General features: G+C 68.4%; 16 protein-coding genes. 7 read left to right on the forward strand and 9 right to left on the reverse strand.

The window, feature by feature from the left end; all coding sequences use genetic code 11:
* The first annotated feature begins 39 nt into the window (after positions 1 to 39).
* Positions 40 to 2,151 (forward strand): SO2930 family diheme c-type cytochrome, encoded by a 2,112-nt coding sequence (locus FMP39_RS20270; RefSeq protein ID WP_228558157.1) that lies wholly within the window; start codon positions 40 to 42, stop codon positions 2,149 to 2,151.
* Between the two features lie 43 nt (positions 2,152 to 2,194).
* Here the strand turns inward: FMP39_RS20270 and FMP39_RS20275 are convergent, their stop codons facing one another.
* On the reverse strand, positions 2,195 to 3,478 hold the full coding sequence (locus tag FMP39_RS20275; protein ID WP_141591971.1) for an endonuclease/exonuclease/phosphatase family protein: 1,284 nt from the start codon (positions 3,476 to 3,478) through the stop codon (positions 2,195 to 2,197).
* A gap of 254 nt (positions 3,479 to 3,732) precedes the next feature.
* Here FMP39_RS20275 and FMP39_RS20280 point away from each other — a divergent pair, with 254 nt between their 5' ends.
* The gene (locus FMP39_RS20280; RefSeq protein ID WP_141591972.1) at positions 3,733 to 4,539 is read left to right on the forward strand and encodes a hypothetical protein; all 807 of its coding nucleotides are present in this window, start codon (positions 3,733 to 3,735) and stop codon (positions 4,537 to 4,539) included.
* 4 nt (positions 4,540 to 4,543) lie between these two features.
* Here FMP39_RS20280 and FMP39_RS20285 read toward each other — a convergent pair whose 3' ends face one another.
* Positions 4,544 to 5,335: a hypothetical protein gene (locus FMP39_RS20285; protein WP_141591973.1), complete on the reverse strand. Its 792-nt coding sequence runs from the start codon at positions 5,333 to 5,335 to the stop codon at positions 4,544 to 4,546.
* Positions 5,336 to 5,429: 94 nt separating this feature from the next.
* Between FMP39_RS20285 and FMP39_RS20290 the strand changes: the two genes are divergently transcribed.
* Entirely contained in the window at positions 5,430 to 6,470 is a 1,041-nt protein-coding gene (locus FMP39_RS20290; RefSeq protein WP_228558158.1) for an AraC family transcriptional regulator, read from the forward strand.
* A gap of 31 nt (positions 6,471 to 6,501) precedes the next feature.
* On the opposite strand, the gene xdhB is transcribed toward FMP39_RS20290, so the two are convergent.
* The 3 genes from xdhB to FMP39_RS20305 all read right to left on the reverse strand — a co-directional run bounded on the left by xdhB (position 6,502) and on the right by FMP39_RS20305 (position 13,222).
* On the reverse strand, positions 6,502 to 10,323 hold the full coding sequence (gene xdhB / locus FMP39_RS20295) for a xanthine dehydrogenase molybdopterin binding subunit (RefSeq protein WP_141591975.1): 3,822 nt from the start codon (positions 10,321 to 10,323) through the stop codon (positions 6,502 to 6,504).
* A complete protein-coding gene (gene xdhC, locus FMP39_RS20300; protein ID WP_141591976.1) occupies positions 10,320 to 11,156 on the reverse strand; it encodes a xanthine dehydrogenase accessory protein XdhC in 837 nt (278 codons plus the stop codon). The genes xdhB and xdhC overlap by 4 nt, the downstream gene beginning before the upstream one ends.
* Before the next feature lie 203 nt (positions 11,157 to 11,359).
* A complete protein-coding gene (locus FMP39_RS20305) occupies positions 11,360 to 13,222 on the reverse strand; it encodes a hypothetical protein (protein WP_228558159.1) in 1,863 nt (620 codons plus the stop codon).
* Positions 13,223 to 13,436: 214 nt separating this feature from the next.
* On the opposite strand from FMP39_RS20305, the gene FMP39_RS20310 reads away from it, so the two are divergent.
* Positions 13,437 to 13,961: a hypothetical protein gene (locus tag FMP39_RS20310; RefSeq protein WP_228558160.1), complete on the forward strand. Its 525-nt coding sequence runs from the start codon at positions 13,437 to 13,439 to the stop codon at positions 13,959 to 13,961.
* A gap of 19 nt (positions 13,962 to 13,980) precedes the next feature.
* On the opposite strand, the gene FMP39_RS20315 is transcribed toward FMP39_RS20310, so the two are convergent.
* Together FMP39_RS20315 and nth are read right to left on the reverse strand one after the other, a co-directional pair.
* On the reverse strand, positions 13,981 to 15,309 hold the full coding sequence (locus FMP39_RS20315; RefSeq protein ID WP_141591979.1) for a DUF418 domain-containing protein: 1,329 nt from the start codon (positions 15,307 to 15,309) through the stop codon (positions 13,981 to 13,983).
* 125 nt (positions 15,310 to 15,434) lie between these two features.
* On the reverse strand, positions 15,435 to 16,067 hold the full coding sequence (nth, locus tag FMP39_RS20320; RefSeq protein WP_141591980.1) for an endonuclease III: 633 nt from the start codon (positions 16,065 to 16,067) through the stop codon (positions 15,435 to 15,437).
* A gap of 484 nt (positions 16,068 to 16,551) precedes the next feature.
* On the opposite strand from nth, the gene FMP39_RS20325 reads away from it, so the two are divergent.
* Positions 16,552 to 17,892 (forward strand): M6 family metalloprotease domain-containing protein, encoded by a 1,341-nt coding sequence (locus tag FMP39_RS20325; protein WP_141591981.1) that lies wholly within the window; start codon positions 16,552 to 16,554, stop codon positions 17,890 to 17,892.
* 367 nt (positions 17,893 to 18,259) lie between these two features.
* Here FMP39_RS20325 and FMP39_RS20330 read toward each other — a convergent pair whose 3' ends face one another.
* On the reverse strand, positions 18,260 to 19,147 hold the full coding sequence (locus FMP39_RS20330) for a LysR family transcriptional regulator (RefSeq protein ID WP_141591983.1): 888 nt from the start codon (positions 19,145 to 19,147) through the stop codon (positions 18,260 to 18,262).
* Between the two features lie 119 nt (positions 19,148 to 19,266).
* Here FMP39_RS20330 and FMP39_RS20335 point away from each other — a divergent pair, with 119 nt between their 5' ends.
* Positions 19,267 to 19,671 (forward strand): RidA family protein, encoded by a 405-nt coding sequence (locus tag FMP39_RS20335; RefSeq protein WP_141591984.1) that lies wholly within the window; start codon positions 19,267 to 19,269, stop codon positions 19,669 to 19,671.
* 171 nt (positions 19,672 to 19,842) lie between these two features.
* Here the strand turns inward: FMP39_RS20335 and FMP39_RS20340 are convergent, their stop codons facing one another.
* Positions 19,843 to 22,167, reverse strand: a complete 2,325-nt coding sequence (locus tag FMP39_RS20340; RefSeq protein WP_141591985.1) for an ethanolamine ammonia-lyase — start codon at positions 22,165 to 22,167, stop codon at positions 19,843 to 19,845.
* A 250-nt stretch (positions 22,168 to 22,417) separates the two neighbouring features.
* Between FMP39_RS20340 and FMP39_RS20345 the strand changes: the two genes are divergently transcribed.
* Positions 22,418 to 23,311: a 1,4-dihydroxy-2-naphthoyl-CoA synthase gene (locus FMP39_RS20345; protein WP_141591986.1), complete on the forward strand. Its 894-nt coding sequence runs from the start codon at positions 22,418 to 22,420 to the stop codon at positions 23,309 to 23,311.
* Positions 23,312 to 23,382 lie beyond the last annotated feature (71 nt).

Raw genomic sequence — 23,382 nt, forward strand, 5'->3', positions numbered from 1 at the left:
GGTGGGGGACCGGGTACGGACGGAGACGGGAGCGCTCCGATGGCGCCAGATGGTGGGGGCACGGGTGGCCAGGTGCCCTTCGGGCTCGACGTGCGTCCCGCGAATCCTACGTGCGTAGCGCCTCCCCGGCCCCCGGACCCCGCGGGGGCCACCATCTCGCGCGCGTTCCCGGAGCTGAGCTTCACCCAGCCCTTGTTCGCCCTCCAGGCGCCGGGGGACAACCGCCGCATCTATGTGGTGGAGCGAGGGGGGAGGGTGCGCGTGTTCGACAAGGACGCCACGCCGCCCGTCAGCTCCGTGTTCGTCGACATCTCCGGGCAGGTGAACGTGGAGCATGACGAGACGGGCTTGCTCGGGATGGCCTTCCACCCGGCGTTCGCCACCAATGGCCAGGTGTTCCTCTCCTATGTCGGAGACAGCGCCATGGGCGGTCTACGCTCGTTCATCGTCCGCTACCGCAGTCCGGATGGTGGGGCCACCCTGGACCCGACGAGCGCGGAGGTCGTGCTCGAACAGGACCAGCCCTTCTCCTTCCACAACGGCGGCCACCTCGCGTTCGGACCGGATGGCTTCCTCTACTTCGCCTTCGGTGACGGTGGCGGACGCGTGGACCCGAAGCAGACGGCCCAGAATCCGGAGCTCCTGCTGGGGAAGATGCTGCGGCTCGACGTGGACAGCGCGCGGCCCTATGCCATTCCGCCCACCAACCCCTACGCCACCGCCGGCGGGCGGAAGGAAATCTACGCCACCGGCTTCCGCAACCCGTGGCGCTGGAGCTTCGACCGGAGCACCGGCGCGCTCTGGCTGGGCGACGTGGGCGAAAAGCTCCTCGAGGAAATCAACCGCGTCGAGCTGGGAGGCAATTACGGCTGGAGCGTCCTGGAGGGAACCGAGTGCGCGCGCGGCAGCGGCTGCCGCACCACCGGGTTGACGCCGCCCGTGGCCGTCTACGGCCGCGCAGAAGGCGTCTCCGTCACCGGAGGCTACGTGTATCGCGGCACCGCCGTACCGGCGCTCGCGGGCAAGTACCTCTTTGGCGACTTCGGCTCGGGCCGCATCTGGACGCTGCCGGGTGACGCCCTTCCCGGTGCAGCCGCAGCGCCCCAATTGCTCGTCACCACGACGCTCAGCATCTCCTCGTTCGCCGAGCTCAACGACGGCGAGCTGCTGGTGGTGGACTTCGCGGGCGGAGGACTGCACCGCATCCACGCCTCTCTACCCCCCGCACCCGGTGGCGAGGCATTCCCCACACTGCTGTCCGCCACGGGCTGCGCGGACCCGACGAACCCGAACCTCCCCTCGGCGGGCCTCATCCCGTACGGCGTGAATGCCCCGCTGTGGTCGGACGGCGCGGGGAAGGAGCGGTTCATCGGTGTGCCAGACGGGGCGGTGATGACGGTGGGGCCGGAGGGCGTGCTGGACGCGCCCCCCGGCACCGTGACGGTGAAGACGTTCCTCCTGGGCGGGAAGCGCGTGGAGACGCGCCTCTTCATGCGCCATCCGGACGGCATCTGGGCGGGCTACACGTACGAGTGGAATGAGGCGGGTACCGACGCGACGTTGCTGGAGACGGGCAAGGTGAAGACGGTGGGGGCGCAGACGTGGACGTACCCCAGCCGGGGTGAATGCATGCAGTGCCACACCGCCGCCGCGGGCTTCGTGCTGGGCCTGGAGGTCGCGCAGCTCAACGGGGACTACACATACCCGGGTGGGCGCATCGCGTCGCAGCTCCGGACCCTGGAGCATATTGGCGTGCTGAAATTGCCAGCCCCGGTGGAGCAGCTGCCCCGGATGCCTGCCTACACCGGACCGGAGCCCGTGGAGTCGCGCGCACGGGCCTACCTGCACGCCAACTGTGCCGTCTGTCACCGGCCCAATGGCCTGGGCCGCGGTGAGTTGGATCTGCGCTACTCCACGCCGCTCGCCGCAACGAAGATTTGTGGTGTGGCGCCAGAGCACGGTGAGCTGGGCGTGGCTGGAGCGATGCTGATCGCGCCGGGAGACCCGTCGAAGTCGGTCTTGTCGCGGCGCATGCACTCGCTGTCGACGGCACGCATGCCGCCGCTGGCCAGCGCGGTGAAGGACGCCGAGGGCACGGGGCTCGTGGACGCGTGGATTACGTCCCTGCCCGCGTGTCCCGCGGGGCCCTGAGGCCTCGCGGGACGGGGGCGCCAGCATCGGTGAGGCTGGCGCCTCAGGTGGGCTGCTGGACGGTTCCAGGAGTCGGCTTGCCGTCCTTCAACCCTGGCGTCCGCACGTCGTAGTGCGCCACCACGGGTTGGTGGTCGGAGGACTCGGTGCTGCGGTCCACCTCGAAGAGGCGGGGGACCAGTCCAGGGCTGGCGTAGAGGTTGTCGAAGCGCTTGCCCGTCGCGGGCACCACGCCATTCTCATCCGGCAGCGAGGTGAGGGTGGCGCTGTCTGCGATGTCCTGGAGCCGCAACCATTGCTCGCTGCCGCGTTGCACCCGGCCTGAGCGCAGGTCGGCGCACGCCTGCTTCGGCGTCATGAGCGAGCCATCCGGCAGGCGCACCTGTGCGGTGGTGGCATGGGCGATGGTCTCCGGCAGGCCCTGCTCCAGCACGTGGAGCTCGTGCCGCAGCCGCGGGTCGGCGATGTTGCCCACCCCTTCGTCCCCCACGCTGGCGTGGGGCTCGCCGTAGCGCACCTCGTATTCCTCCACCGTGTCGGTGTCGTCGTACGTCCTGAGGTGAGCCATCAGCCAGGAGCCGCCTGTCTTGATGGCGGTGTTGGCGTTGAAGTCCCCCAGCACCACCGCGTGCATGACTTCACGGTGCTGCAGCAACGCGTTGAGCTGGCGGAGGTTGCGGGCGTTGATGCCGGAGTCGCCCAGGGTGTGGTGCACGTTGTAGAGCACCACCGGGTGACCCTCCACCTCCAGGCGCACGTACAGCGCGCCCCGGTCCTCGGGAAGCTCGCAGGGGTCTCCGCCCCGCCGCATGATGGCTGCGTCCCGCTCCGCGTCGGGCGTGGCGTACGTGAAGTGCGCCGCGTCCACCAGCGGGTGCCGGGTGAGGAAGGCCTTCCCGTTCACCAGCCGCGCGCCGGGGCCGCCGTCATGCCCCTGGTACGCCAGGTGGAAGCCATAGCGCTCCGCCAGGAGCACGGCGATGGGGATGTTGGCCTCCTGCAGGCCCAGCACGTCCGGCAGCCGTCCGCGGGCCTCCAGGTTGTCGAAGTAGTCCAGCAGCGCCTGGCGGCGCTGACCACCGAGCAGGATGTTGTACGTCATCACCGTGAGCCCTGGCCCGCGCGGCGAGCGCACCGCGGGGTTGCGGACCACCAGCGTGCGGCCGTCGCCCAGCGCTCGCTCCGTATTGGGCAGGGACACCGCGGCGAAGTCCGGAAGCGTCACGGTGGTCTCCCGGCGCGGAAGGGCGCCCTCGGGCCCGTGCGCAATCCGGCCAATCAGGGGGCCGACCCCCGGCAGGTGCTCCAGCATCTCCGGAACCTTCATCGGGGCTCCTTCCGCGGGAGCGGCTGCGCGGGTTGAGGGCGGAAGGTGTCTTCGTGAAAGGCAACTGGCGCCACAGGGTCCTCCTCGATGCCCTCAAGGTCTGTGCTCGCCCTCCCCATGACCAGGGGGCTCCCAGGGGATGGAGGGCTGGCCGGGCTGCTCCGTTCGGGTGGAGGGCGGCCAGGCTTTCGGGCGTGCCGTCCCGGGCCTGGAGACCGAGGAAGCCCGGTCGCACTTATGGTTGAATACTGGACATGCGGCGATTGGCGTTCCTGGCGGTGATGGCTCCTCTCCTGGTGGCGTGTGCCACGACCCGCCAGGCGGTGCCCCGAAGCACCTCCTGTGAGAAGGGAAGCCTTTGGGCCTGCAACGAATGGGGAGAGCAGCTCCTCCAGGACGGAGACCGGACCCAGGCGGAGACGGCCTTCTCCAAGGCGTGTGACGGTGGCTCGACGCAGGGGTGCCTGGCCCTGGGGCGCCTGCGCATGGCGGACGGCAACCTCGCGGGCGCCGAGGCGCCGTTCGTCACGGTGTACGAGACGGACAGTGAGGAGGGCGCCCTGGCACTCGCGGACCTCTACGACGCGCGCGGTGGCGAGGCCCACGCTCGGGCAGCGGCCAGGCTCCGGAGGGAGGCACCGGCGCTGGACAAACCGGCCTTCGACTTCGCCATGCAGTACCGCGTGGGGGCCTGGCGGCCGACGGCGGACCTCGCCCTCAACATCCAGCCCATGGTCTTCCTGGAACGGCGGCTCAACATCGGCTCGAACCTGGCCTACACGAGCCGGGGCATCTCCGAGTTCAACGGCTTCGTCGGCTATCAGCACTTCGTCAATGCCTGGGTGGTGCCCTACGGCCGGTTGATGCTGGGCACGGCGACACGTGCATCCCGCGATCCGGGCTTCAACGTCGGCGCGGAGGTGGGCACGCGACTGGCCCTGGGGTACTTCGGCCACGTCAACGTCGCGGCCGGCATGTCCCGGGCGAGCGGCAACTACATGTCCGTGGGCGTGGGCCTCAACGGCCTCTTCGTGCTGCTGATGCTGCTGCACTTACCTTGACGCTTCAGCGCGTGGGCCGCCCGAGCACGTACGTGATGGCGGCCTTGCCCGGGGCCTTCGCCTCGCCCACCTCCCAGGTGTAGCCCTCGCGCGCCAGGGCCTCCGTCATGCGCCGGAGCTCGTAGGGCTGATGCGTCCTCAGCGCAGACACCAGCCCGTCCCAGAAGATGATGAGCGGCGCCACCGGCACCACGTAGGTGAGCAGCAGCCGCAGCGGCGTCAGAGGCTTCACCAAGGGCGTGAAGAGCAGCACCAGCAGGGGCACCAGCAACATGGACAGGATGGCCGGGGGCGTGCGGCGCACCGTCTCGAACGCGGCGAAGGGAACGCCGCGGGCCTGGGCGTCCTCGAGCACCGCGCGGGCCTCGTCCGGCCGGAAGTGGTGCAGGGCGTTGAAGAGGGTCCGCATGCCCCGCAGGTCCGCTGGAACCTGGAGCGCGTCCACCGAGCGTTCCAGGTACTGCACGCCCTCTGCCCGCGCCCGCTTGGCGGCCTGGGCGTTGGGGAACTTGTCGGTGAGCACCACGCGCGCGTCGATGCCGTGCTTCTCCGCGAGCAGCTGGCGCAGGCGGGGCAGCGGGCCTCGGCCGCCGGAGGCCAGGTCCACCAGGTCCGGGCCCTGCGCCGCGTTCAGCCCGCGCGCCAGGATTTCCGCCGCCGCGTCGAAGATGCCCAGGCGCGTGCTGACGGTGTGGAGGTAGTCGGTCGTCAAATCCCTCAGCGCGTCGGGGACCCAGGTCTGGTCCGTGAATTCGAAGAGGTGCAGCCGGGGGAGCAGCGAAGGTGTGTCGTCCATGGTCCAAGCGTGCAGGCCCCCCGCCGCGCGCGCACTGACGGATGGCGACAGAACGGCTTGCTGGCCGCGCCAACGCGCCATTAGCGTCCCGTTCGTGGCGCAGCTGCCTCCGTCCTCATCCTCCGAGCCGTCTTTGTCCGCGCGAATGGCGCGGCAGGCGCTCCGGCTCGCGGCGACGCTGGGCCTGCCGGTGGAGGCGCTCTGCCGGGAGGTGGGCTTCCGGATGGAGGACCTGGACGACCCGGAGCTGCGAATCCCCTACGCCGCGTTGGACGGCCTCCTGGAGCGGGCGGCGGAGCTGTCCGGGGACGCCAACCTGGGGCTGCACATCGCCCGCGTGGACGTGGTGGACCTGGATGACCCGGCCACCTTCGTCGTCCTCACCTGCGCGACGCTGCGGGAAGCCATGGAGCGAGGCTGCCGCTACCAGCGCGTCTGGGGAGACGGAGAGCGCTTCCTGATGGAGGAGACGGCGCGCGGCGTGCGCATGCGCTTCACGCCCGTGGGCGCGTCCCGGCCCGCGCACCGGCACCTGGTGGACGCGGCGCTGGTGCAGTTCGCCACCGGAGTGAGGGCCTTCACGGGCGTGGACGTCCGGCCGCTCGTCGTGCGCTTCACCCACACCGCGCCCGCGGACCTCCGCGAGCACGAGGCGCTCTTCGGGTGTCCCCTGGAGTTCGGCGCGCCCTTCAACGCCATCGAGTTCTCCCACGAGGACGCCCAGCGGCCCTTCATCCACGCGAACGCGCTGCTCAACGCCATGTTCCAACGGCAGGCCCAGCGCGCGTTGGAGCGGCTGCCGGACGTGTCCACGACCACCGAGCGCGTTCGGCAGCAGGTCCGGCGCGAGCTGGCGGGCGGGGACTTCTCCTTCGTGGCCGTTGCCCGAGCCCTGCGGCAGCCGCCGCGGACGCTCCAGCGGCGGCTCGCGGGCGAAGGACAGAGCTATGCGGCCATCGTCGAGGCCCTGCGCCGCGAGCTGTCCGAGTCCTACCTCCAGCGCCGCATGTCCATCGCCGAGGTGTCCTTCCTCCTCGGCTATGCGGACCCGGTGGCCTTCCACCGCGCCTTCAAGCGCTGGTGGGGAGTGAGCCCGGAGGGCTTCCGGAGGGAGCGGCTCCAGGCCCCACGCTGAGCCTGGACCGCTGTCCGTCCGAGCGACGTCCTCAGGCCGCCTCGCGCCCGCCCTCCGCCGCCGCTCGCGCCCGCCGCTTCTGGATGGCGAGGAACAGCGCTTCGTGCGTGGCGGGGGAGGCCAGCTCCACCTCGCCACCGGCCTGACCGAACGCGGCCACCGCCTCACGCAGGGCTTCGCGCGCGGACATGGCCAGCATCAGGGGGGGCTCGCCCACGGCCTTGCTGCCGTGGATGGTGTTGTGCTGGTGCGCCCGCTCCAGCAGCCGCACCCGGAAGTCGATGGGCGCGTCGCTGAAGGCCGGCACCGCGTAGGTGCTGGCGGAGTGCGTGAGCAGCCGGCCATTCGCGTCCCAGCGGAGCTCCTCGCCCGTGAGCCAGCCCAGGCCCTGGACGAAGCCGCCTTCAATCTGCCCGCGGTCCACGGCGGGGTTGAGCGAATCACCCACGTCCTCCAGCAGGTCCACGCGCAGCACGCGCTTGACGCCCGTGTGGCCGTCCACCTCCACCTCGCACACCGCCGCGCCGTAGGCGAAGTAGAGGAAGGGGCGTCCGCGGCCCTTGGCCTTGTCGTAGCCGATGCCCGGCGTCTGGTAGTAGCCCGTCGAGGACAGGCCCACCCGGGACAGGTACGCCGCCTCCACCACGTCCACGAAGGGCAGGGAGAGCTCGGGCTCACCGCGCAGGCCCACCTTGCCGTCGCTGAACAGCAGGGCGTCCGGCGCCACGCTGCGCCCATGCCGGTCCGACAGCAGGCGCACGGCCACCGGGGCCAGCCGCTCCCGCAGGGTGACGCAGGCCACCCGCATGGCGGCGCCGTTCAGGTCGGAGCCGCTGGAGGCCGCGGTGGCGGAGGTGTTGGGCACCTTGTCCGTCGCCGTCTTCGCCATCCGCACGGCGTCCGCCGTGACGCCCAGCTCGCGCATGACCACGCCCAGCACCTTGGTGTGCAGGCCCTGGCCCATCTCCGTGCCGCCGTGGGACACCATGACCGAGCCGTCCCGGTACACGTGCACCAACGCGCCAGCCTGATTGAGGAAGGTGGCGGTGAAGGAGATGCCGAACTTCATCGGGGTGATGGCCAGGCCCCGCTTGATGAAGGGGGACTGGGCGTTGAACGCCGCCACGTCGCGTTGCCGGCGCTCGAACTCCGACGACTTCTTGAGCTCCTCCCAGACGCGGAGGATTCGCTCGTCCTCCAGTTCCTGGCCGTAGTGCGTGGTGTTCGTCTCCCCGGTGCCGCGATAGAGGTTGCGCTCGCGGACCTCGTCCGCCGGCAGCCCCACGGCCCGGGCCACGCGGGCCAGGACCTCCTCCGTCACCAGCATGCCCTGCGGGCCCCCGAAGCCGCGGAAGGCGGTGTTGGAGACGAGGTGTGTCTTCGCCACCCGCCCGGAGTACGCCAGCGCCGGCACGTAGTACGCGTTGTCCAGGTGGAACAGCGCGCGGTCCAGGATGGACTCGGACAGGTCCAGGGACCAGCCGCCGTTGGATACCAACTGGACGCGCAGGGCCAGCAGCCGCCCCTGGTCGTCGAAACCCACCTCGTAGGCGGCATGGAACGGGTGGCGCTTGCCCGTCACCGCCATGTCCACGTCGCGGTCCAGCATCCACCGCACCGAGCGCCCCGTGTGCCACGCGGCCAGCGCGACGAACGCGGCGGGCGCGTTGCCCTGCGTCTCCTTTCCACCGAAGCCGCCGCCCATGCGGGGTGACTGCACCACCACGCGGCTGCGCGGCAGGTGCAGCACGTGGGAGATGATGGCCTGCACCTCGGACGGGTGCTGGGTGGAGGACACGACGGTGATGTCGCCGTCGTCACCGCGCTCGGCGAAGGCGGCCTGCGTCTCCAGGTAGAAATGCTCCTGTCCGCCAATGGCCAGCGTGCCCGACAGGCGGTGGGGGCTGCTGTCCAGCGCGGCGTCCACGTCGCCCCGGCGGATGACGTGCGGCTCGGTGTGGTAGCTGCTCCGCGCCACGGCGTCCTCCACCGTGAGGATGGCGGGCAGGGGCTCGTACTCCACCTCCACGGCGCGGGCGCCCGCGCGGCAGGCCTCCACGGACTCGCCCACGACCAGCGCGACAATCTGCCCGTGGAAGAGCACCTCGCGGTCCGCCAGCAGCGGCTCGTCGTGGCGGATGGGGCCGGTGTCGTTCATGCCGGGGATGTCCTCGGCCATGAGCACCTTCACCACGCCGGGCACCTTGCGCGCCGCGGTGGGGTCTCTCTTGAGGATGCGGGCGTGCGCATGGGGCGAGCACACCGGCCAGACCTCCAGCATGGGCCGCTTCTGCGCCATGTCGTCCACGTACCGCGCGCTGCCCGTCACGTGGCCCAGCGCGCTCTCGTGCCGCAATGCGCGTCCCGCGTCCGCGGGGGCCTGGACCTCCCCCGCGTCGAAGCCCGGCGCGGCGTCCAGGGCTGGGCTGTGCGATCCGGAGAAGAACTTCTCCAGCAGGCCCGCCACCAGTCCTCGCCGGTACTCCGCGCTGCCGCGCAGGTCGCTGATGGGCGTGATTTCCTCCGCGAGCACGGGCAGCACGCGCGCCACTGTCTCGGCCGTCCAGGGCTGCCCGGTGAGTACTGCCTCCGCGCGGCGCGCACGCACCGGCGTGGCCGCGACGCCGCCGTAACCCAGGCGCGCCAGCTTCACCACGCCGCCCGCGTCCAGCTCCACGCGGAAGCCCGCGGCGACGATGCTGATGTCCAGCTCGCGCCGCTTGGACACCTTGAAGGAGTCGGAGAGCCGCCGGCCGCCCTCGGGCACGGAGGCATGGGGGATGATGATGTGGCGGACGACCTCGTCCGATTGGAGCGCCGTCTTCCGGTAGGCGAGGAAGAAGTCGGACAACGCCACCGTGCGCTCGCCCCGCACCGAGCCCAGGACGAGCGAGGCATCCAGGGCGAGCAACACCGGCGCCATGTCGCCAATGGGCGACGCGGTCACCAGGTTGCCCGCCAGCGTGGCGCGCTGGCGAATCTGCCGGGAGGCGAAGACGTTGAGCATCTTCTTCACCTCGGGCAGCTCGTCACCCAGGGCCTCTTCCAGCGCCACCAGTGAGGCCGCGCCGCCCACGTACCAGCCATCCTCCCCACGGTGGACCGCGCGGAGGGACTCCACGCCCTCGGTGGAGATGAGGAAGGGGTAGCGGCGGGACTTCTTGGTGATGTCCACGCCCAATTCAGTGGCGCCCGCCACCAGGTGGGCCTCCGGGTGCTTCGCGCGCAGGTCGAGCAACTCCTCCCACGACGTGGGGCGCAGGAAGGTCTGCCCACCGGCCTCGTAGCGCAGCGGGGACAGGGGCTCGGCGGGACCTCCGAGCGGCGCGGAGGGGATCGCCGTGGCGGGCGCCGGTCCTTCGTCGCGCTGGGCCAGCGCCTCCATCATCGCGTCGCGAATGGGGCGGTAGCCGGTGCAGCGACAGAGGTTGCCACAGAGTTGGTCCGCCACGGCTGACGGGGTACAGACGTCCTTGCGGGAGTACGCCTCCGCCATGGAGACGATGAAGCCCGGCGTGCAGAAGCCACACTGCGAACCGTAGTTCTTCACCATGGCCTGCTGCACCGGGTGGGGCTTCTCGCAGCTGCCCACGCCTTCCACCGTCACCAGCTCGCGGCCGGCCACCATGGGGACCAGGGCGATGCAGGCGTTGAAGGCGCGCAGGCACCGGTTGCCCTGGGCGTCCCGGTCCACCAGGGCCACGGTGCACGCGCCGCAGTCGCCCTCGGCGCAGCCCTGCTTGGTGCCGGTGAGGCCGCGGGCACGCAGGAAGTCGAGCAGCGTGGTGTTGGGGGAGACGCCATCGACGCGGACCGTCGCGCCATTGAGCTGGAACTCGAACATAGTGCTCATTCTCCTGACGAGCCCCCGCGCAGGCGGGGCGTCTCCGAGGGCGGGGCCTCGGCGGTAGTTTCGGTGTCTGCGCCCTGGTGATGGAGCTGAAGGAGTCCGGCGGCGATGCTCACCGCGACTTCCTGGGGCGACTTGCCGCCAATCTCCAGCCCGATGGGGCAGCGCACGCGGGCCAGCTGCGCCGCCGTCGCGCCCCGGGCCTCCAGGCGCTGACGGAAGCGGGCCCACTTGGTGTTGCTTCCAATGAGGCCCACGTAGCGCGCGGGCTTCTCCAAGGCGAAGGCGATGATGTCCTGGTCCAGGTCATGCCGGTGCGTCATCACCGCGATGTACGTGCGGCGCGCGTCCCAGACAGCGCGCGAGGCGAAGACGTCCCACGGCTCCTCGTGGCGGATGACCGAGGCGGGGATGCGCTCGCCGTGGACCCATTCGGGGCGCTCGTCGACGAGGTGGACCTGGAAGGGGGTGCCGTCCAACGTGCGGCACAGGGCCTGACCCACGTGGCCGGCGCCGAAGAGGTACAGGCGTGGGCCGTGGTTCACCGGCTCCATGAAGACGTCCACCACGCCGCCACAGCATTGGCCGAGCTTCGAGCCCAGCGGATAGCGGTACGCACGGGGTTCCCCTTTCTCCAGGCAGGCGCGGGCGTCCGCGAGGACGAGCTTCTCCAGGTGGCCACCGCCCACGGTGCCGTGGAACGTCCCGTCCGCGCGGACGAGCAGCTTCGCGCCAGGCTTGGCGGGGGTACTTCCCTGACACACCGTCACGGTCGCCATGGCGAACGGAACATCGTCCCGCGACCACTCCGCCAGTTGGCGGGTCCAATCCCACATTGTCCGGCAGAGTCTGCCACAGGCCGGGCCGCCCACGTCACGTCCATGAAACGGAGTCCGGCTCAAAGCGTGTAGCGCACCTGGCAGTCGGGCAGGAGGCGGGTCCGCATTTCCTTGAATTCAGCGACCAGGCGGCCCTTGAGTCCGATGCGGTAGCGCACGTTGTGGCCTCCGGTCGCTGTTGTGCGGCGACGGGAAAGTGCTCACTGCTCGCGCAGGGAGAAACTCCAGGCCATCTCACGCTGCAGGTAGGGCTGCTGAGACGCGAGCTCCGCGACATACGCCCCGGACGATGGGGCCGTGAAGGTGTGGTTCCCCGTTTCCCTCTCGTACGCCAGGGCGACCTGCGCGCCGAGGGGATCAAGGATCCGGATGGTCGTTCTGTCGCCGCGCACGACGTAGGTCCGGCCCGCCTCCAACTCGAAGGAGAGGACGTCCACGTCCGAGCCCAACTCGAAGACACCGGCCACGTTCACGGGAACGGCCTGCGGCGTGGCGTGTTCGGCGTCGTCGCCGTGGTCATCCGTGCTCGCGTGGACCAACTTGAACGTGAAGTCGTAGGGAATGGACCTCGAGCTGACGATGAACGTGACGAGCCCCGAAGCCGGCGTATGGACGTGCCACAAGCCTTCCTCGATCTTCAGCATGTAGAGGGGGGCGCCGGAGGTGCGCGTCGTCAGCGTACATGACCGGGTGCAGGACAGCCGGTAGAACACATCCGGGTCGAGCGGAACCGAGATGGCGTCCAGGTCCGCCTCCTTGTGGATGAGCCCGGTGACGGTTTCCCCCACGTCAGCGAGGGTGGCCGTTTGGGGGGTAGCCCCATGGTCATCCGTCCCCAGGTCGTCGACCCGCACCTCGATGTCGCTCCCCCAGGATGAATTCGGCAGCAGATGCACGTAGTACGTCCCTGTCGACGCTGCTTCATGGACGATTCGGTTCCACTGAGTCTCCGCCAGCGTCTTGCCGTCCGCGTCCGTGAGCCTGAAGCGCCGCTCATAGACGGCGGGGTGGAAGCGGATGTCGTAGATGCGTCCCGCGGTGGCGAAGAAGGAGAAGACGTCCACGTCGTTGGGGCCGTGGAGTCGTACGGCCACGGGGAGGCCCGCCGTCAGCGGAGTCGCCCCCTGAAGCGCATTGGCGTGGTCATCCCGGCCCAGGTCGTCCAACTGGCACTGGGTGGCCAAGGTCGCGTCGGAACTGCTGTAGACCCGGACGAACCAGGTGCTCGCGACCGGGCTCAGCTGGCCCGCGCTGACGCGTGACGAGTTCCTCGTCACCCCGCCATTCACCGGGGCGCCCTCGCCATCCATGAGGTGCACCGAGACGTTCTCGCCCTCGCAGGAGAACCGGAAGCCCTGGTTCGGCTCGGTGCGGAAGGTGAAGACATCCTCGTCGTCCCGGAACTCGATCGCGAGCGGGAAGGGGGTGTTCGTCAGCGCGAGCGGCGTTGCCGTGGCGAGCGTATCGCCGTGCTCATCCCGGCCCAGGTCCTCCAATCGGTAGGCATACGACCCCGACGCACCGCTTCCTTCCGGAGCGGCCACGGTGATGAATCGAGGGGCCTCCTCCGTGGAGACGAACTCCCTCCGGCTGCCTTCAGACGTCGTGACGGTCCACGCCCACACCTCACGCCCCGAGGCCTCCACGAGGCGCACGTGCACGGGGGCCAGGGTGCCAGCCCGGACGATGATGCGATAGCCATGGCCTGCCGCGGTGGGCATGGCGAAGACATCCCGGTCCGCCTTCGCTCGGAAGGGCGGGTTGATGATGCCCTCTTGGAATTCCGCCGAGGGGGCCAACGCCGTGGCGGTCTCCGGGGTGTCACCATGGTCGTCCGGCTGCCGGTAACCGACGATGGTGCAGGTGAGGCCCGCGGCCTGCTCCCAGGCGCTGCAACGGCAGACGGGGGCGCTGTTTTCGGCGACGCAGCGTCCCGCGCTGCATTCCACGTCGGCACAGACGCGTGCGTCCTCTTCGGCGGAGGGGCCACCACAGGCGGCGAAGAGGCCAACGGCCACCAGCGCGAGCAGGGGCGGGAGGTTGTCGGAGCGATTTCGGGGCACTGGGAAGCCTTGGATTGACGGCGGTCGAGCGACTGTAATAACCGAACGCGTGCCCATGCAAACGCTCTCTCGTCCCGCCGCGAGGACACTGGTCTTGCTGTCTTTCCTGGTGTCTTGGCCGGCCTTCGCAGAGGTGGAGGAGGCGCGGGCCCCGGGCTTTCCTCGCTGGCTCGCCATCTCCGCGCGAGGGGGCTACCTCATGCCAGGCGGGCGCATGGACGGCGCCGCCGAGCCGCTCTACTTGTATGAGATTTACAAGGGGCTCTTCGCCGCCATCGTGGAGCCCACCATCCGGATCGGCTCGCGCGTCGAGGTCGGGCCCTGGGCTCAATTCTCTCATGCGCAGATGCGCATTCGTTGCTCCGCTGAGCGGACGTGCAAAGGCAGCAACCTGCGCTTTGGCCTCCAGGGGAACTATCACTGGAACCCATCGGGCCCCATCGACCTCTGGTCGGGGGTGGCACTCGGCTACGATACGAGCTCGTTCTCGGTGCCCGCGGCGGAAGTCACCTACTCAGGGCCTGACGTCACGCTGCAGGCCGGGTTCGACAGGAACTTCGGCGGGAACTTCTGGGCCGGGCTCTTCGTCACCGGCACAGGTGGTCAGTACGACAAGCTGGATGTGCGGCTGCTCAACGGTTCGGGGAGCGAAACCCTCCGCGAGCGCGCCTTCCATCTTTGGATTGGCTTTGGTTTCCGGGTGCGAGTGGCCGCTCCTCACCCGGCGGTCGCGAATTGACGTTGCCAGGTCCAGCCCGTCACGCCGTCAGGGGGGCGGGCGCGTCGGACGCGGCACGCCGCATGGGCTGAGCCTTCCCGTACGTCAAAGAGCGCCACGCCCACTCCACCGGACCGAAGCGGAAGCGTGACAGCCACAGGTGGCTCCACAGCACCTGGACGCAGAAGACGCCCACGCAGATGACGACACACGCGAAGGGGCCCCGCTTGCCCACCTGTCCCAGGCCATAGCCGTAGAAGATGAGCAGGCTGATGACCGTCTGCGACAGGTAGTTCGTCAGCGCCATGCGTCCCGCGGGTGCGAGCAGTCCCAGCGCCCGCTGCCAGGTGGCGCGCTGGAAGAGCAGGGTGATGCCCGCCAGATACACGCCCGCGAGCCCCACCTGTGCCAGGTTGCGCAGCGGCGCCAGCACCAGGGGCAGCCACACGGGCATCGTCTCCGGCGTGAGCACCTTCTTCTGCATGAGCACCGTCACCACCACGCCGGGCACGGAGCCCACCACCGCGGCCACCAGCCCCCAACCGAGGAGGCGGCGAAAGAAGCCCAGGTGCGAGGGGACGTCCTGGAAGATGCCGCGCCGTCCCGCCCAGAGCCCGAGCGCGAAGCGGCCCAGACAGGTCAGCAGTCCGGCCAGCATCATCGTGAAGAACTCATCGCGGTAGAACCCGGCGCTGGTCTTCGTCACGTCCCACCAGCTTCCCCCGGTGATGGCCGTCAGCATCCGCGCGTGGATCGCGGAGGTCTTCTCGCGGGCCGCGGCCATGACCGCGGCACCGGCCTCGGGTGAGTCCGCCAGGAGCTGCGGCAGCCGCCAGAGGAGGTTCATGAGCAGCGGCCACACCAGGACGAGCACCGCCGCGATGATGAGCAGCGTCCGCTCCGAACGCCGCCGCAGGAGCAGCAGGCAGAAGCCCATCAGCGCATAGGAGGAGAGGATGTCGCCGTACCAGAGCAGGAACAGGTGCAGGAGACCCACCACCAGCAAGACTGTCAGCCGCCTCGCGTAGAGCGGGACGAAGCCGCCACCTCGCGCCTCGGCCCGGCCGAGCTGCACCGCGAACCCCAGGCCGAAGAGGAAGGCGAAGAGGGTGATGAACTTCCCGGAGACCAGCACCTCGAAGGCATACCGGGTGATGGTGTCCAGGAGCGAGGCATTGGCGATGGACGCCTCGAATTGTTCCCGGGACAGGAACACCCTGCCGCTGAACCACATCTGCACGTTGGAGACGAGAATGCCAAAGAGCGCGAAGCCACGCAGCGCGTCGATCAACTCCAGGCGTTCACCTGCCTCGACCGGACGGGCTTCGGTGCGCGGTGCGGAGGCAGCGGAGGAAGGGGCGGTGGGCATGATGGATGAACAACGTCATACAGCCACCTCGATTGCGAATTCCTCCGTTATTGATGCGCGTCTTTTCGCGTCCCAGAAGCGTACGCGAAAAGACATTCATATCCCACAGGCGGACAGGGATTGGGTTACACGCCGATACGCGGGCACACATCCTTCACGATGCAGTCGTCGCATTTCGGCTTCTTTGCGGTGCAGGTGTAACGCCCATGGAGGACGGTGGCGGGGCCGAAGAAGGTCCACTGTTCCTGGGGCACCAGCTTCATCAGGTCTTCTTCAATCGCCTCGGGTTTGTCTTTCTTCGTCAGGCCCAGGCGCTGGCTGACACGCGCCACGTGGGTGTCGACGATGATGCCGGAGGGGAGGTTGAAGGCGGTGTTGAGGACGACGTTGGCCGTCTTCCGCGCCACGCCCGGGAGCGTCACCAGTTCGTCGATGGTGCGGGGGACCTCTCCGCCGAACTTGTCGAGGAGCGCGCGGCTCATGGCCTGCACGGACTTCGTCTTCTGCTTGAAGAAGCCGGTGGGCTTGAGGTCCTCCTCCAGCGCGGCGGTGTCCGCGTCGGCGAAGGCCTGTGGACCCGGGTACTTGGGGAAGACAGTGGCGGTGACGCGGTTGACGCGCTCGTCGGTGCACTGCGCGGCCAGGATGGTGGCGACGAGCAGCTCGAAAGGCGTGGACCAGTTGAGTTCGTAGCGCGCATCCGGATGGGCTTCCCGGAGGCGCTCGAGGAAGAGGGCGGCTTTCTCGGCGGGATTCATGGTGGCGTGAGTGACCACCACCCTACTCGGAGCGTCTGACATGTGCCACGAGCGTTTGGGTGCCGTCCGGCAGGCGCTTGGTCGCGGAAAAGCCGAATACGTCGAGGTCGCGCTGCTCCTGTGCTGCATTGGGCCGGGTGAGGGGGCGTGGCTCCCATGCCGCCAGTCGTCCCAAACATCTTCTCTCATCATCCCTTTTCGCAGGACCCCTTGTTGAGTCCGAGTGCCACGACAGTTCAGTGGGCGGCCCTTTGCGCGGTCCATGTCGTCCGCTGGTTCGATCCAGGCGTTGCTTCGAAGACAGCCCCTCTCGCCGAGAAGGTTCTGGCACTGACTGTGCAATTCAGACAGGCGCCAGGATGCGACAGTCGGACAAGAGGTGTCTGGGTGTCAGGCCTGGCGAAAGGGGTGGGACATGTGCAGCGAGCATTCACCTATCGAGCGGCCTTGCCGCGTTCCTCCAAGTCCAGAACTCCGGAGCAGGATGAAGGAGCGTTTCCAGGGTATCCAGGCCGTATCGGAGAACCTCTTTGGCCGACGGCTTCTCCTTCGTGAGACGCACGCCATGGGGTTGAACGACGGCCTCATCATCCCAGGCTCGTATTTCCCGCTGGGGACCGGGCCGAATCGGGTCCGCAGCTTCGCCCTTGAGCGCCAGCCACTTCGGGGGCAAGTGCGCGTCATCGTCGTCCTCGTCGACTTCGAAGACAGGCCCATGAATCGAAGCCGGCAGGAATTCGAGGACCTTTTCTTCTCACAAGGGAAGGTCCAGACGGGGAGTGTGCGGGAGTATTTCGAGGAGGCCAGTCATGGGCTCGTCGACATCGTGGGGCAGGTCGTCGGCCCATATCGCATGCCTTGCAAGCTGGCCCAGTACGCTGGGAACGGTTCGGGCACTGACAATCCGGAGCCAAACGCGCGGACCATGGCGAGGCATGCCGCCGAAGCCGCGGCCAGCGTGGACTTCGCGCCCTACGACAACGATGGAAACGGCTTCGTCGACGCGTTCATCGTGGTCCACTCAGGCGGTGGCGCGGAGCAGACCGGCAGCGCTGGGGACATCTGGTCGCACAAGTGGGTTCTTGTTGGCGGGGAACACAATGCGCAGGGGGCCAAGATCTTCGGGTATTTGACCATTCCGGAGGATGCGAAGATTGGCGTCTGTTGCCATGAAATCGGACACCTCGTGTTCGGTTGGCCGGACCTGTACGACGCGGATGGCTCCTCGGAAGGGCTCGGGAACTGGTGTTTGATGGCGGGTGGAAGCTGGAACAACAAAGGTGATGTTCCTGCCCATCCATCTGCTTGGTGCAAGGCCAGGCAGGGATGGGTCTCCATCGTCAACTACACCGCCAACAAGAGCGTGAACTTCGCCGACGTCAAGACGGATTACTCGGTGCACAGGCTTTGGAAGAACGGGGTGCCGGGCACCGAGTACTTCCTGGTCGAGAACCGCCAGCAGAACCAGTACGACAGATTCCTGCCTGGGTCGGGACTGCTCGTGTATCACGTGGATGAGTCCATTCCGGACAATACGAACGAAGTCCATCCTCGAGTTCGCCTGGTTCAGGCGGATGCCTTGGAGGATTTGGACCGTGCCATCAACCGGGGCGACGACGGGGATCCATTCCCGGGTAGCTCTGGCAATTCTCGCTTTGATTTCAACACCCATCCGAGCTCCCGTTCGTACTCCGGGCGTGACAGTTGCGTGTCCATTTCCGACATCAGCCCTTCCGGGATGTCAATGACGGCTCGTGTCGAAGTCAACAGGGCACAGAAAACCAGAGACGTCTTGCAGCAACTTGTCAATGACTGGCCGGAGTGAGCACGCGGTGCTGGCCTCGAGGGACGACGCTTATGGTGCAGATTCAGGAGAACTGGGCCGATGTGAGGGGGCAAGTCCTCTCATGGCGGCCGCAGAGTGACATTCCACACCATGGGCTTCTCGAGCTCAGCGTCACACACGTGCAGGCCGTCGAGGGCTTCGCCAATCTCTCAAGGGACATCGAGGGCTCGACGATTCGAGTCTATGTCCCGGCGGAGCCGGGCCAGGCTCGCGAATTGGCGGCAGGAGATTCGGTCTCCTGCCGCATTCGCAAATCGCGGCACGCTCGGTACTTCGCGCACCCAGGGAGCTTGGAGGTCCTCCGCCCCACGGATACCTGAGACACCGCGGGATGCGACTTCGCGCGCTATTGCTCGACCAACAGGTCGATGAAGCGCCGCACCTTGGCTGGCAGGTGACGCTTGCTCGGGTAGAACGCCATGATCCGGACGACCTCCGTCTCGCATGACGGCAGCAGCGCCTTGAGGCGTCCACGCGCCAGGTCTTCGTCGACCAGAAAGCTGGGAAGAAAGGCGATGCCCAGTCCCGCGACAGCCGCGTCCCGGATGGCCTCGCCGCTGTCGAGCCGCAGGCGGCTTCGGCCCTCCACCGTCACATAGGAGCCACCCTTCGGGCGCAGTCGCCAGCGCTGTCGTCGCGCCCGGCTACTGAAGAGCAGGCAATCATGCGTCGCGAGCTCCTCCAATGTTTGGGGTTCGCCGCGCGCGGCCAGGTACGAGGGGGCGGCGCAGACGAACACCCGATGTTGCGCCACGAGCCGGGACACCAGTCGCGTATCGGTGCTGGTGACATTGATGCGCACGGCCAGGTCGTAACCCTCCTCGATGATGTCCGCGACGCGATCGGTGAAGCTCACCTCCACCTGCACGTCGGGCCAGGTCTGCAGATATTTCTTCAGCACGGGCAGGACATGCAGTCTGCCGAATGCGTCGGGCACGGTGATTCGCAAGACGCCCCGGGGCGTGCCCGTGCGATCTCCGACGCTGGCTTCCGCTTCATCCAAGGCCGCCAGGACTTGTTGGCAATGCTCATGGAAGACACGGCCATCGTCGGTGAGACTCAGGTGGCGCGTCGTGCGATTGAGCAGACGCACCCCCAGGCGGGATTCCAGCCGGGCCAGGGCCTTGCCAGCCGCCGAGCGCGTCAGCCCGATGGCCCGGCCACCGCTGACGAAACTGCCCGCGTCCACGACGGCCATGAAGGCGAAGATCTCATCCAGATGGGCGCGTTTCATGGCGGGCTCTCGATTGTAGTCCTCCCGTCGCTGGAGTGGGGAACGCCGTTCGCCAGTGGGCTCGGTATACGCGTCCGGCAATCGCTCCTTTCCTCAACCTCACCCATTGGAGAGCACCCATGCCTGTCACCCTGATGAACCCCGAAGGAATGATGAAGCCTGACGTGTACCGACAGGTGGCGGTCGCCACCGGCAGCAGACAGGTGCACATCGCAGGGCAGGTCGCGTACGACGCGGATGGGCAGCTCGTCGCGCGAGGAGACCTTGCTGGGCAGGTCGCGCAGGCCTACCGCAACGTCGCCATCGCTCTCGCGGCGGCCGGGGCGACGTTCAACGACGTCGTTCGGCTGACGATCTACGTGGTCGACTGGAAGCTCGAGCGGATGCCGGACTTTCTGGCCGGCATCGAGCAGGCCTCCAAGGGATTGAACATCGTGCCGACGCCAGCCTCGCTGATTGGCGTCGCCGCGCTCTTCGAGCCGGGCGTCCTCGTCGAAATTGAAGCCACGGCGGTCGTGGACTGACCCACGCCAGCCTCCGCCATCGAGCGTCCTACGGTCGATGAATCGACGGGGGCTCGATGGCGGGACTGCATCCACGCCTGAAGGCACGACGCGGCGGTCAATGGCTCGCCGCCGGTGTGAGTGGTCATTGCCCGGAGCGGAGCGTCCGCCCCACGTCGTCGTTCCCGGACGTCACCCGCCCCGGGGCGCCAGTTGCTGAAGCAGCCGCACTGTCTCCGGCGCCGCCAGTGAGGGCGCATACGCCGTGAGCGCGACCCCGGACACCACGCGGGTGATGTTGTGGTCCACCTTGCCGGGCTGGGACCAGACGGCTCCAGGAGGCGCGGTGATGTACGCGGAGAAGGTGTGGTGGCCGGTGCCGGGCCGTTCGCCAATGACGTGGATGAGGCCCCGGTGCCGGGCCGCGTCCTCCAGGCCCGCGTACAGCGCTTCGCCCACGCGGTACCCCGCGCGCACGCGACCAGACGTGAGCACCAGATGCTCTGGAGCAGGCTGGTACCCCGCGGCAATCAGCGCCGCGCGCAGTGTCTCCAGATAGGGCGCGAGCTGTCCCTCGTCCATGATGGCCAGCGCGTTGAGCCCGTCGGACACCATCAACTGCACGTCATACCGTCCCGCATGGCGTGCCCTCATCGAGCGCACCGCCTCCAGGGACGCGGCGTCGAGCTGCTCGCCCGTCTCCGGGTGGAGGATGTACTCCGTCCGGTCTTGCGACTTCGACACCAGCCGCACGCCCTCCGGCACGGCGGTGATGAAGGCGGGCGTCAGCTCCGTCCACAGGCTCTTCTTCGAGTCCGCGTAGACACGGCGCAGCTCCGCGTCCAGCGCGGGTTCCAAATCCCACGGGTGCGTGCCGTGCCCACGCGCCATGGGCACGCCGCGCGCGCGAATCGCAGACAGTTGTTGCTCCGCGTCCGCCCGGATGTCCGCCTCCGGCCGACTGTCGCCCTTCGCGCGCAGGTACTGGAGATAGACCCAGACCGGGTCACCGAAGTGGCGAGTGGGCTTGCCCTCCGCGTCGATGACACCCAGGCGCTGGAAGAAGGCCCACATCCGGTCATCCACCTTGTAGCCGAACTGCTCGCGGATGCGGACGTGGTCCTGGAACCCGGTGGTGAGGTAGCCCAGCATCGGGTCGTTCTTCGTGGGCAGCGCCATGAGGTACGCCGGATTCGCCGGCATGATGCGCTCGATGCACCAGTCCAGGTCATCCAGTGACACGTCCATGTGCAGCGTGGAGCAGATGTCCAGGCCAATGGTGAGCCCGTGCAGCTTGCCCATCGCGATGTCTTCCAGGCAGCAGCGCACCAGTTGCTCGCGGGTGCGGAACACCTCCGGCCCGATGAAGCCCGCGACGTCGTTGAGGTGCACCCATGGCGCCGCGCCCTGCCGCGCCTGGGACACACGTTGGGACAGGGCCCTCGCGAAGCCGTACTTGCGCGACTCGTGGAGGACCATGTCGTAGCCGTGGCCATGGCCGTTGGTGAAGTCCGCGCCCTGGCCCGTCTCGAAGTAGAGCCCAAAAGGCCCCGTGCGCCCGTCCGCGTAGGCGAGCATCTTCTCCACGGAGATGTCGAAGGTCGCGTTGGCGCTGTCGCTGCCAGCGATGCTCTGGAACCAGACGCCCGTGGTCCCGGGCTGCCGCCGCTCCACCTCCGCCTGCACGTCGATATGGGACAGCACGCAGTGGGGCAGCACGTCCGTCAGTTCAAAGGTCACCAGCACCTCGAGCAGGGCGGACTCGATGGCGGCCACGGACTCCGGCGTGGAGGACACCGGGTTGCATCCCAGCACCACGTCACCCACCGCGTATGAGAAGCCGTCGAACACCTGCCAGCGGATGTCGTCCACGTTGTCGGTGGGCGAGTTGGGCTGGATGCGCGCTCCCATGTAACCCCGCGCGCCCACCTTGCTGCCTGGTAGCGGGTTGAACACCTTGCTTCCCAGCGCGATGAGCTCCGCGTCACTCATCAGCTTGACGACGCAGCCGATGGCATCGCTGCCCAGCCCGGGGCCGATGGCATGAATGGCCGCCTCGTCGGACTCCAGCAGGAACTTCCTCAGCCGTCCCAACGTCCAGTCCGCCGTCAGCGCCGCCGCCTGCGAGTCCTCGGCCTCCAGGCTCAGTGCGTGCAACGCATCCTGGTGCAAAGGGTGTCGCCGCACGTCCGCCAGCCGCGTGTTCCCCAAGAGCCTGCGCGCATTCACACGCGAGTTCTCATCCGCGGCGGCGACGCCCACGAGCGCGTCGCCTTCCTTGAAGGTATTGGCCGCGCCCAGCACCTGCTTGTAGAGCGTGTCGTCGAAGCCGCCCCGGAGCCGCTGGAGGTAGCCGAAGACGTCCTCGCCCGACTTCACGTCTGGGATGTAGACGCCTTCCGGCGTGGGGGTGGACGTCGGTTTTCTCCGGCAGCCCAGAACGGAGGCGGCTGCGCCTCCCGCCATCGCGGTCAGCACTGCGCGTCGGTGCAGCAGGAACCTCGGGTCCAGGTGCATGGTTCTCCCTCACTCAGGACTTGGATGGCGGAAGGGAACACTCCTCTTCCCGCCGCGCACAAGCAGGGCCCGGGTGGTGCCGCGTGTCGCTGTAGGGCACCCAACGGGGAGCTCCGGCCAGGGTCTGAGCACTTCCGCGAGGTTCGGACAGATGGCGCCCGTGCGGGCTGCGCGCGCATCCCTGGACGGGCGCTGCCACTGCGCCTAGGGTCCGCGCGCATCCACTTCTCTCCCCCCGAGTGAGAACACCATGGTCTCGGACATCTTCAATCCGGCGCGCTGGAAGGCCGTCGAGGGCTTCAAGTTCAAGGACATCACCTTCCACCGCGCGGTGGACCAGGGCACGGTCCGCATCGCGTTCAACCGCCCGGAGGTCCGCAACGCCTTCCGGCCTCGCACCGTGGATGAGCTGTCCCGCGCGCTGGAGGCCACGCGCTTCATGACGGACGTGGGGTGCGTGCTCATCACGGGCAACGGGCCGTCGCCCAAGGATGGCGGCTGGGCCTTCTGCTCCGGTGGTGACCAGCGCATCCGCGGCAAGGACGGCTACAAGTACGAGGGCGAGGAGGGTGAGTCCGACCCCGCGCGCCTGGGCCGGCTCCACATCCTGGAGGTCCAGCGGCAGATTCGCTTCCTGCCCAAGGCCGTCATCGCCGTGGTTCCGGGCTGGGCCGTGGGCGGTGGGCACAGCCTCCACGTCGTCTGTGACATGACCATCGCCAGCAAGGAGCACGCGGTGTTCAAGCAGACGGACGCGGACGTGGCGTCGTTCGACGCGGGCTACGGTTCAGCGCTGCTGGCGCGGCAGATTGGTCAGAAGCGGGCGCGGGAGATCTTCTTCGTGGGCGCCAACTACTCGGCGGAGGAGGCCTTCCAGATGGGCATGGTCAACGCCGTGGTGCCCCATGCGCAGCTGGAGGAGTTCGCGCTGGAGTGGGCGGCGGAGATCAACACGAAGAGCCCCACGGCCATCAAGATGTTGAAGTACGCGTTCAACCTGCCCGACGACGGACTGGTGGGCCAGCAGCTCTTCGCGGGCGAGGCCACGCGCCTGGCCTACGGCACCGAAGAGGCGCAGGAAGGCCGCGACGCCTTCGTCCAGAAGCGCAAGCGCGACTTCAAGCGCTTCCCCTGGTCGTACTGAAACCGCGGACGCCGAGGCGGCGCGGACGCCCTGGGAATACCCATCCAGGGTGATGGTCGGTGGAAGGGGCC

It is taken from the genome of Myxococcus sp. AB056 (assembly GCF_006547365.1).
Lineage (GTDB): Bacteria > Myxococcota > Myxococcia > Myxococcales > Myxococcaceae > Myxococcus > Myxococcus virescens.

What these genes read in the sequence shown, in the direction of transcription:
- FMP39_RS20270 (WP_228558157.1), top strand. Translation starts at nt 40, where the DNA reads ATGGCGCCAGATGGTGGGGGCACGGGTGGCCAGGTGCCCTTCGGGCTC.
- FMP39_RS20275 (WP_141591971.1), bottom strand. Translation starts at nt 3,478, where the DNA reads ATGAAGGTTCCGGAGATGCTGGAGCACCTGCCGGGGGTCGGCCCCCTG.
- FMP39_RS20280 (WP_141591972.1), top strand. Translation starts at nt 3,733, where the DNA reads ATGCGGCGATTGGCGTTCCTGGCGGTGATGGCTCCTCTCCTGGTGGCG.
- FMP39_RS20285 (WP_141591973.1), bottom strand. Translation starts at nt 5,335, where the DNA reads ATGGACGACACACCTTCGCTGCTCCCCCGGCTGCACCTCTTCGAATTC.
- xdhB (WP_141591975.1), bottom strand. Translation starts at nt 10,323, where the DNA reads ATGAGCACTATGTTCGAGTTCCAGCTCAATGGCGCGACGGTCCGCGTC.
- xdhC (WP_141591976.1), bottom strand. Translation starts at nt 11,156, where the DNA reads ATGTGGGATTGGACCCGCCAACTGGCGGAGTGGTCGCGGGACGATGTT.
- FMP39_RS20310 (WP_228558160.1), top strand. Translation starts at nt 13,437, where the DNA reads ATGGACGGCGCCGCCGAGCCGCTCTACTTGTATGAGATTTACAAGGGG.
- FMP39_RS20315 (WP_141591979.1), bottom strand. Translation starts at nt 15,309, where the DNA reads ATGCCCACCGCCCCTTCCTCCGCTGCCTCCGCACCGCGCACCGAAGCC.
- nth (WP_141591980.1), bottom strand. Translation starts at nt 16,067, where the DNA reads ATGAATCCCGCCGAGAAAGCCGCCCTCTTCCTCGAGCGCCTCCGGGAA.
- FMP39_RS20325 (WP_141591981.1), top strand. Translation starts at nt 16,552, where the DNA reads ATGAAGGAGCGTTTCCAGGGTATCCAGGCCGTATCGGAGAACCTCTTT.
- FMP39_RS20330 (WP_141591983.1), bottom strand. Translation starts at nt 19,147, where the DNA reads ATGAAACGCGCCCATCTGGATGAGATCTTCGCCTTCATGGCCGTCGTG.
- FMP39_RS20335 (WP_141591984.1), top strand. Translation starts at nt 19,267, where the DNA reads ATGCCTGTCACCCTGATGAACCCCGAAGGAATGATGAAGCCTGACGTG.
- FMP39_RS20340 (WP_141591985.1), bottom strand. Translation starts at nt 22,167, where the DNA reads ATGCACCTGGACCCGAGGTTCCTGCTGCACCGACGCGCAGTGCTGACC.
- FMP39_RS20345 (WP_141591986.1), top strand. Translation starts at nt 22,418, where the DNA reads ATGGTCTCGGACATCTTCAATCCGGCGCGCTGGAAGGCCGTCGAGGGC.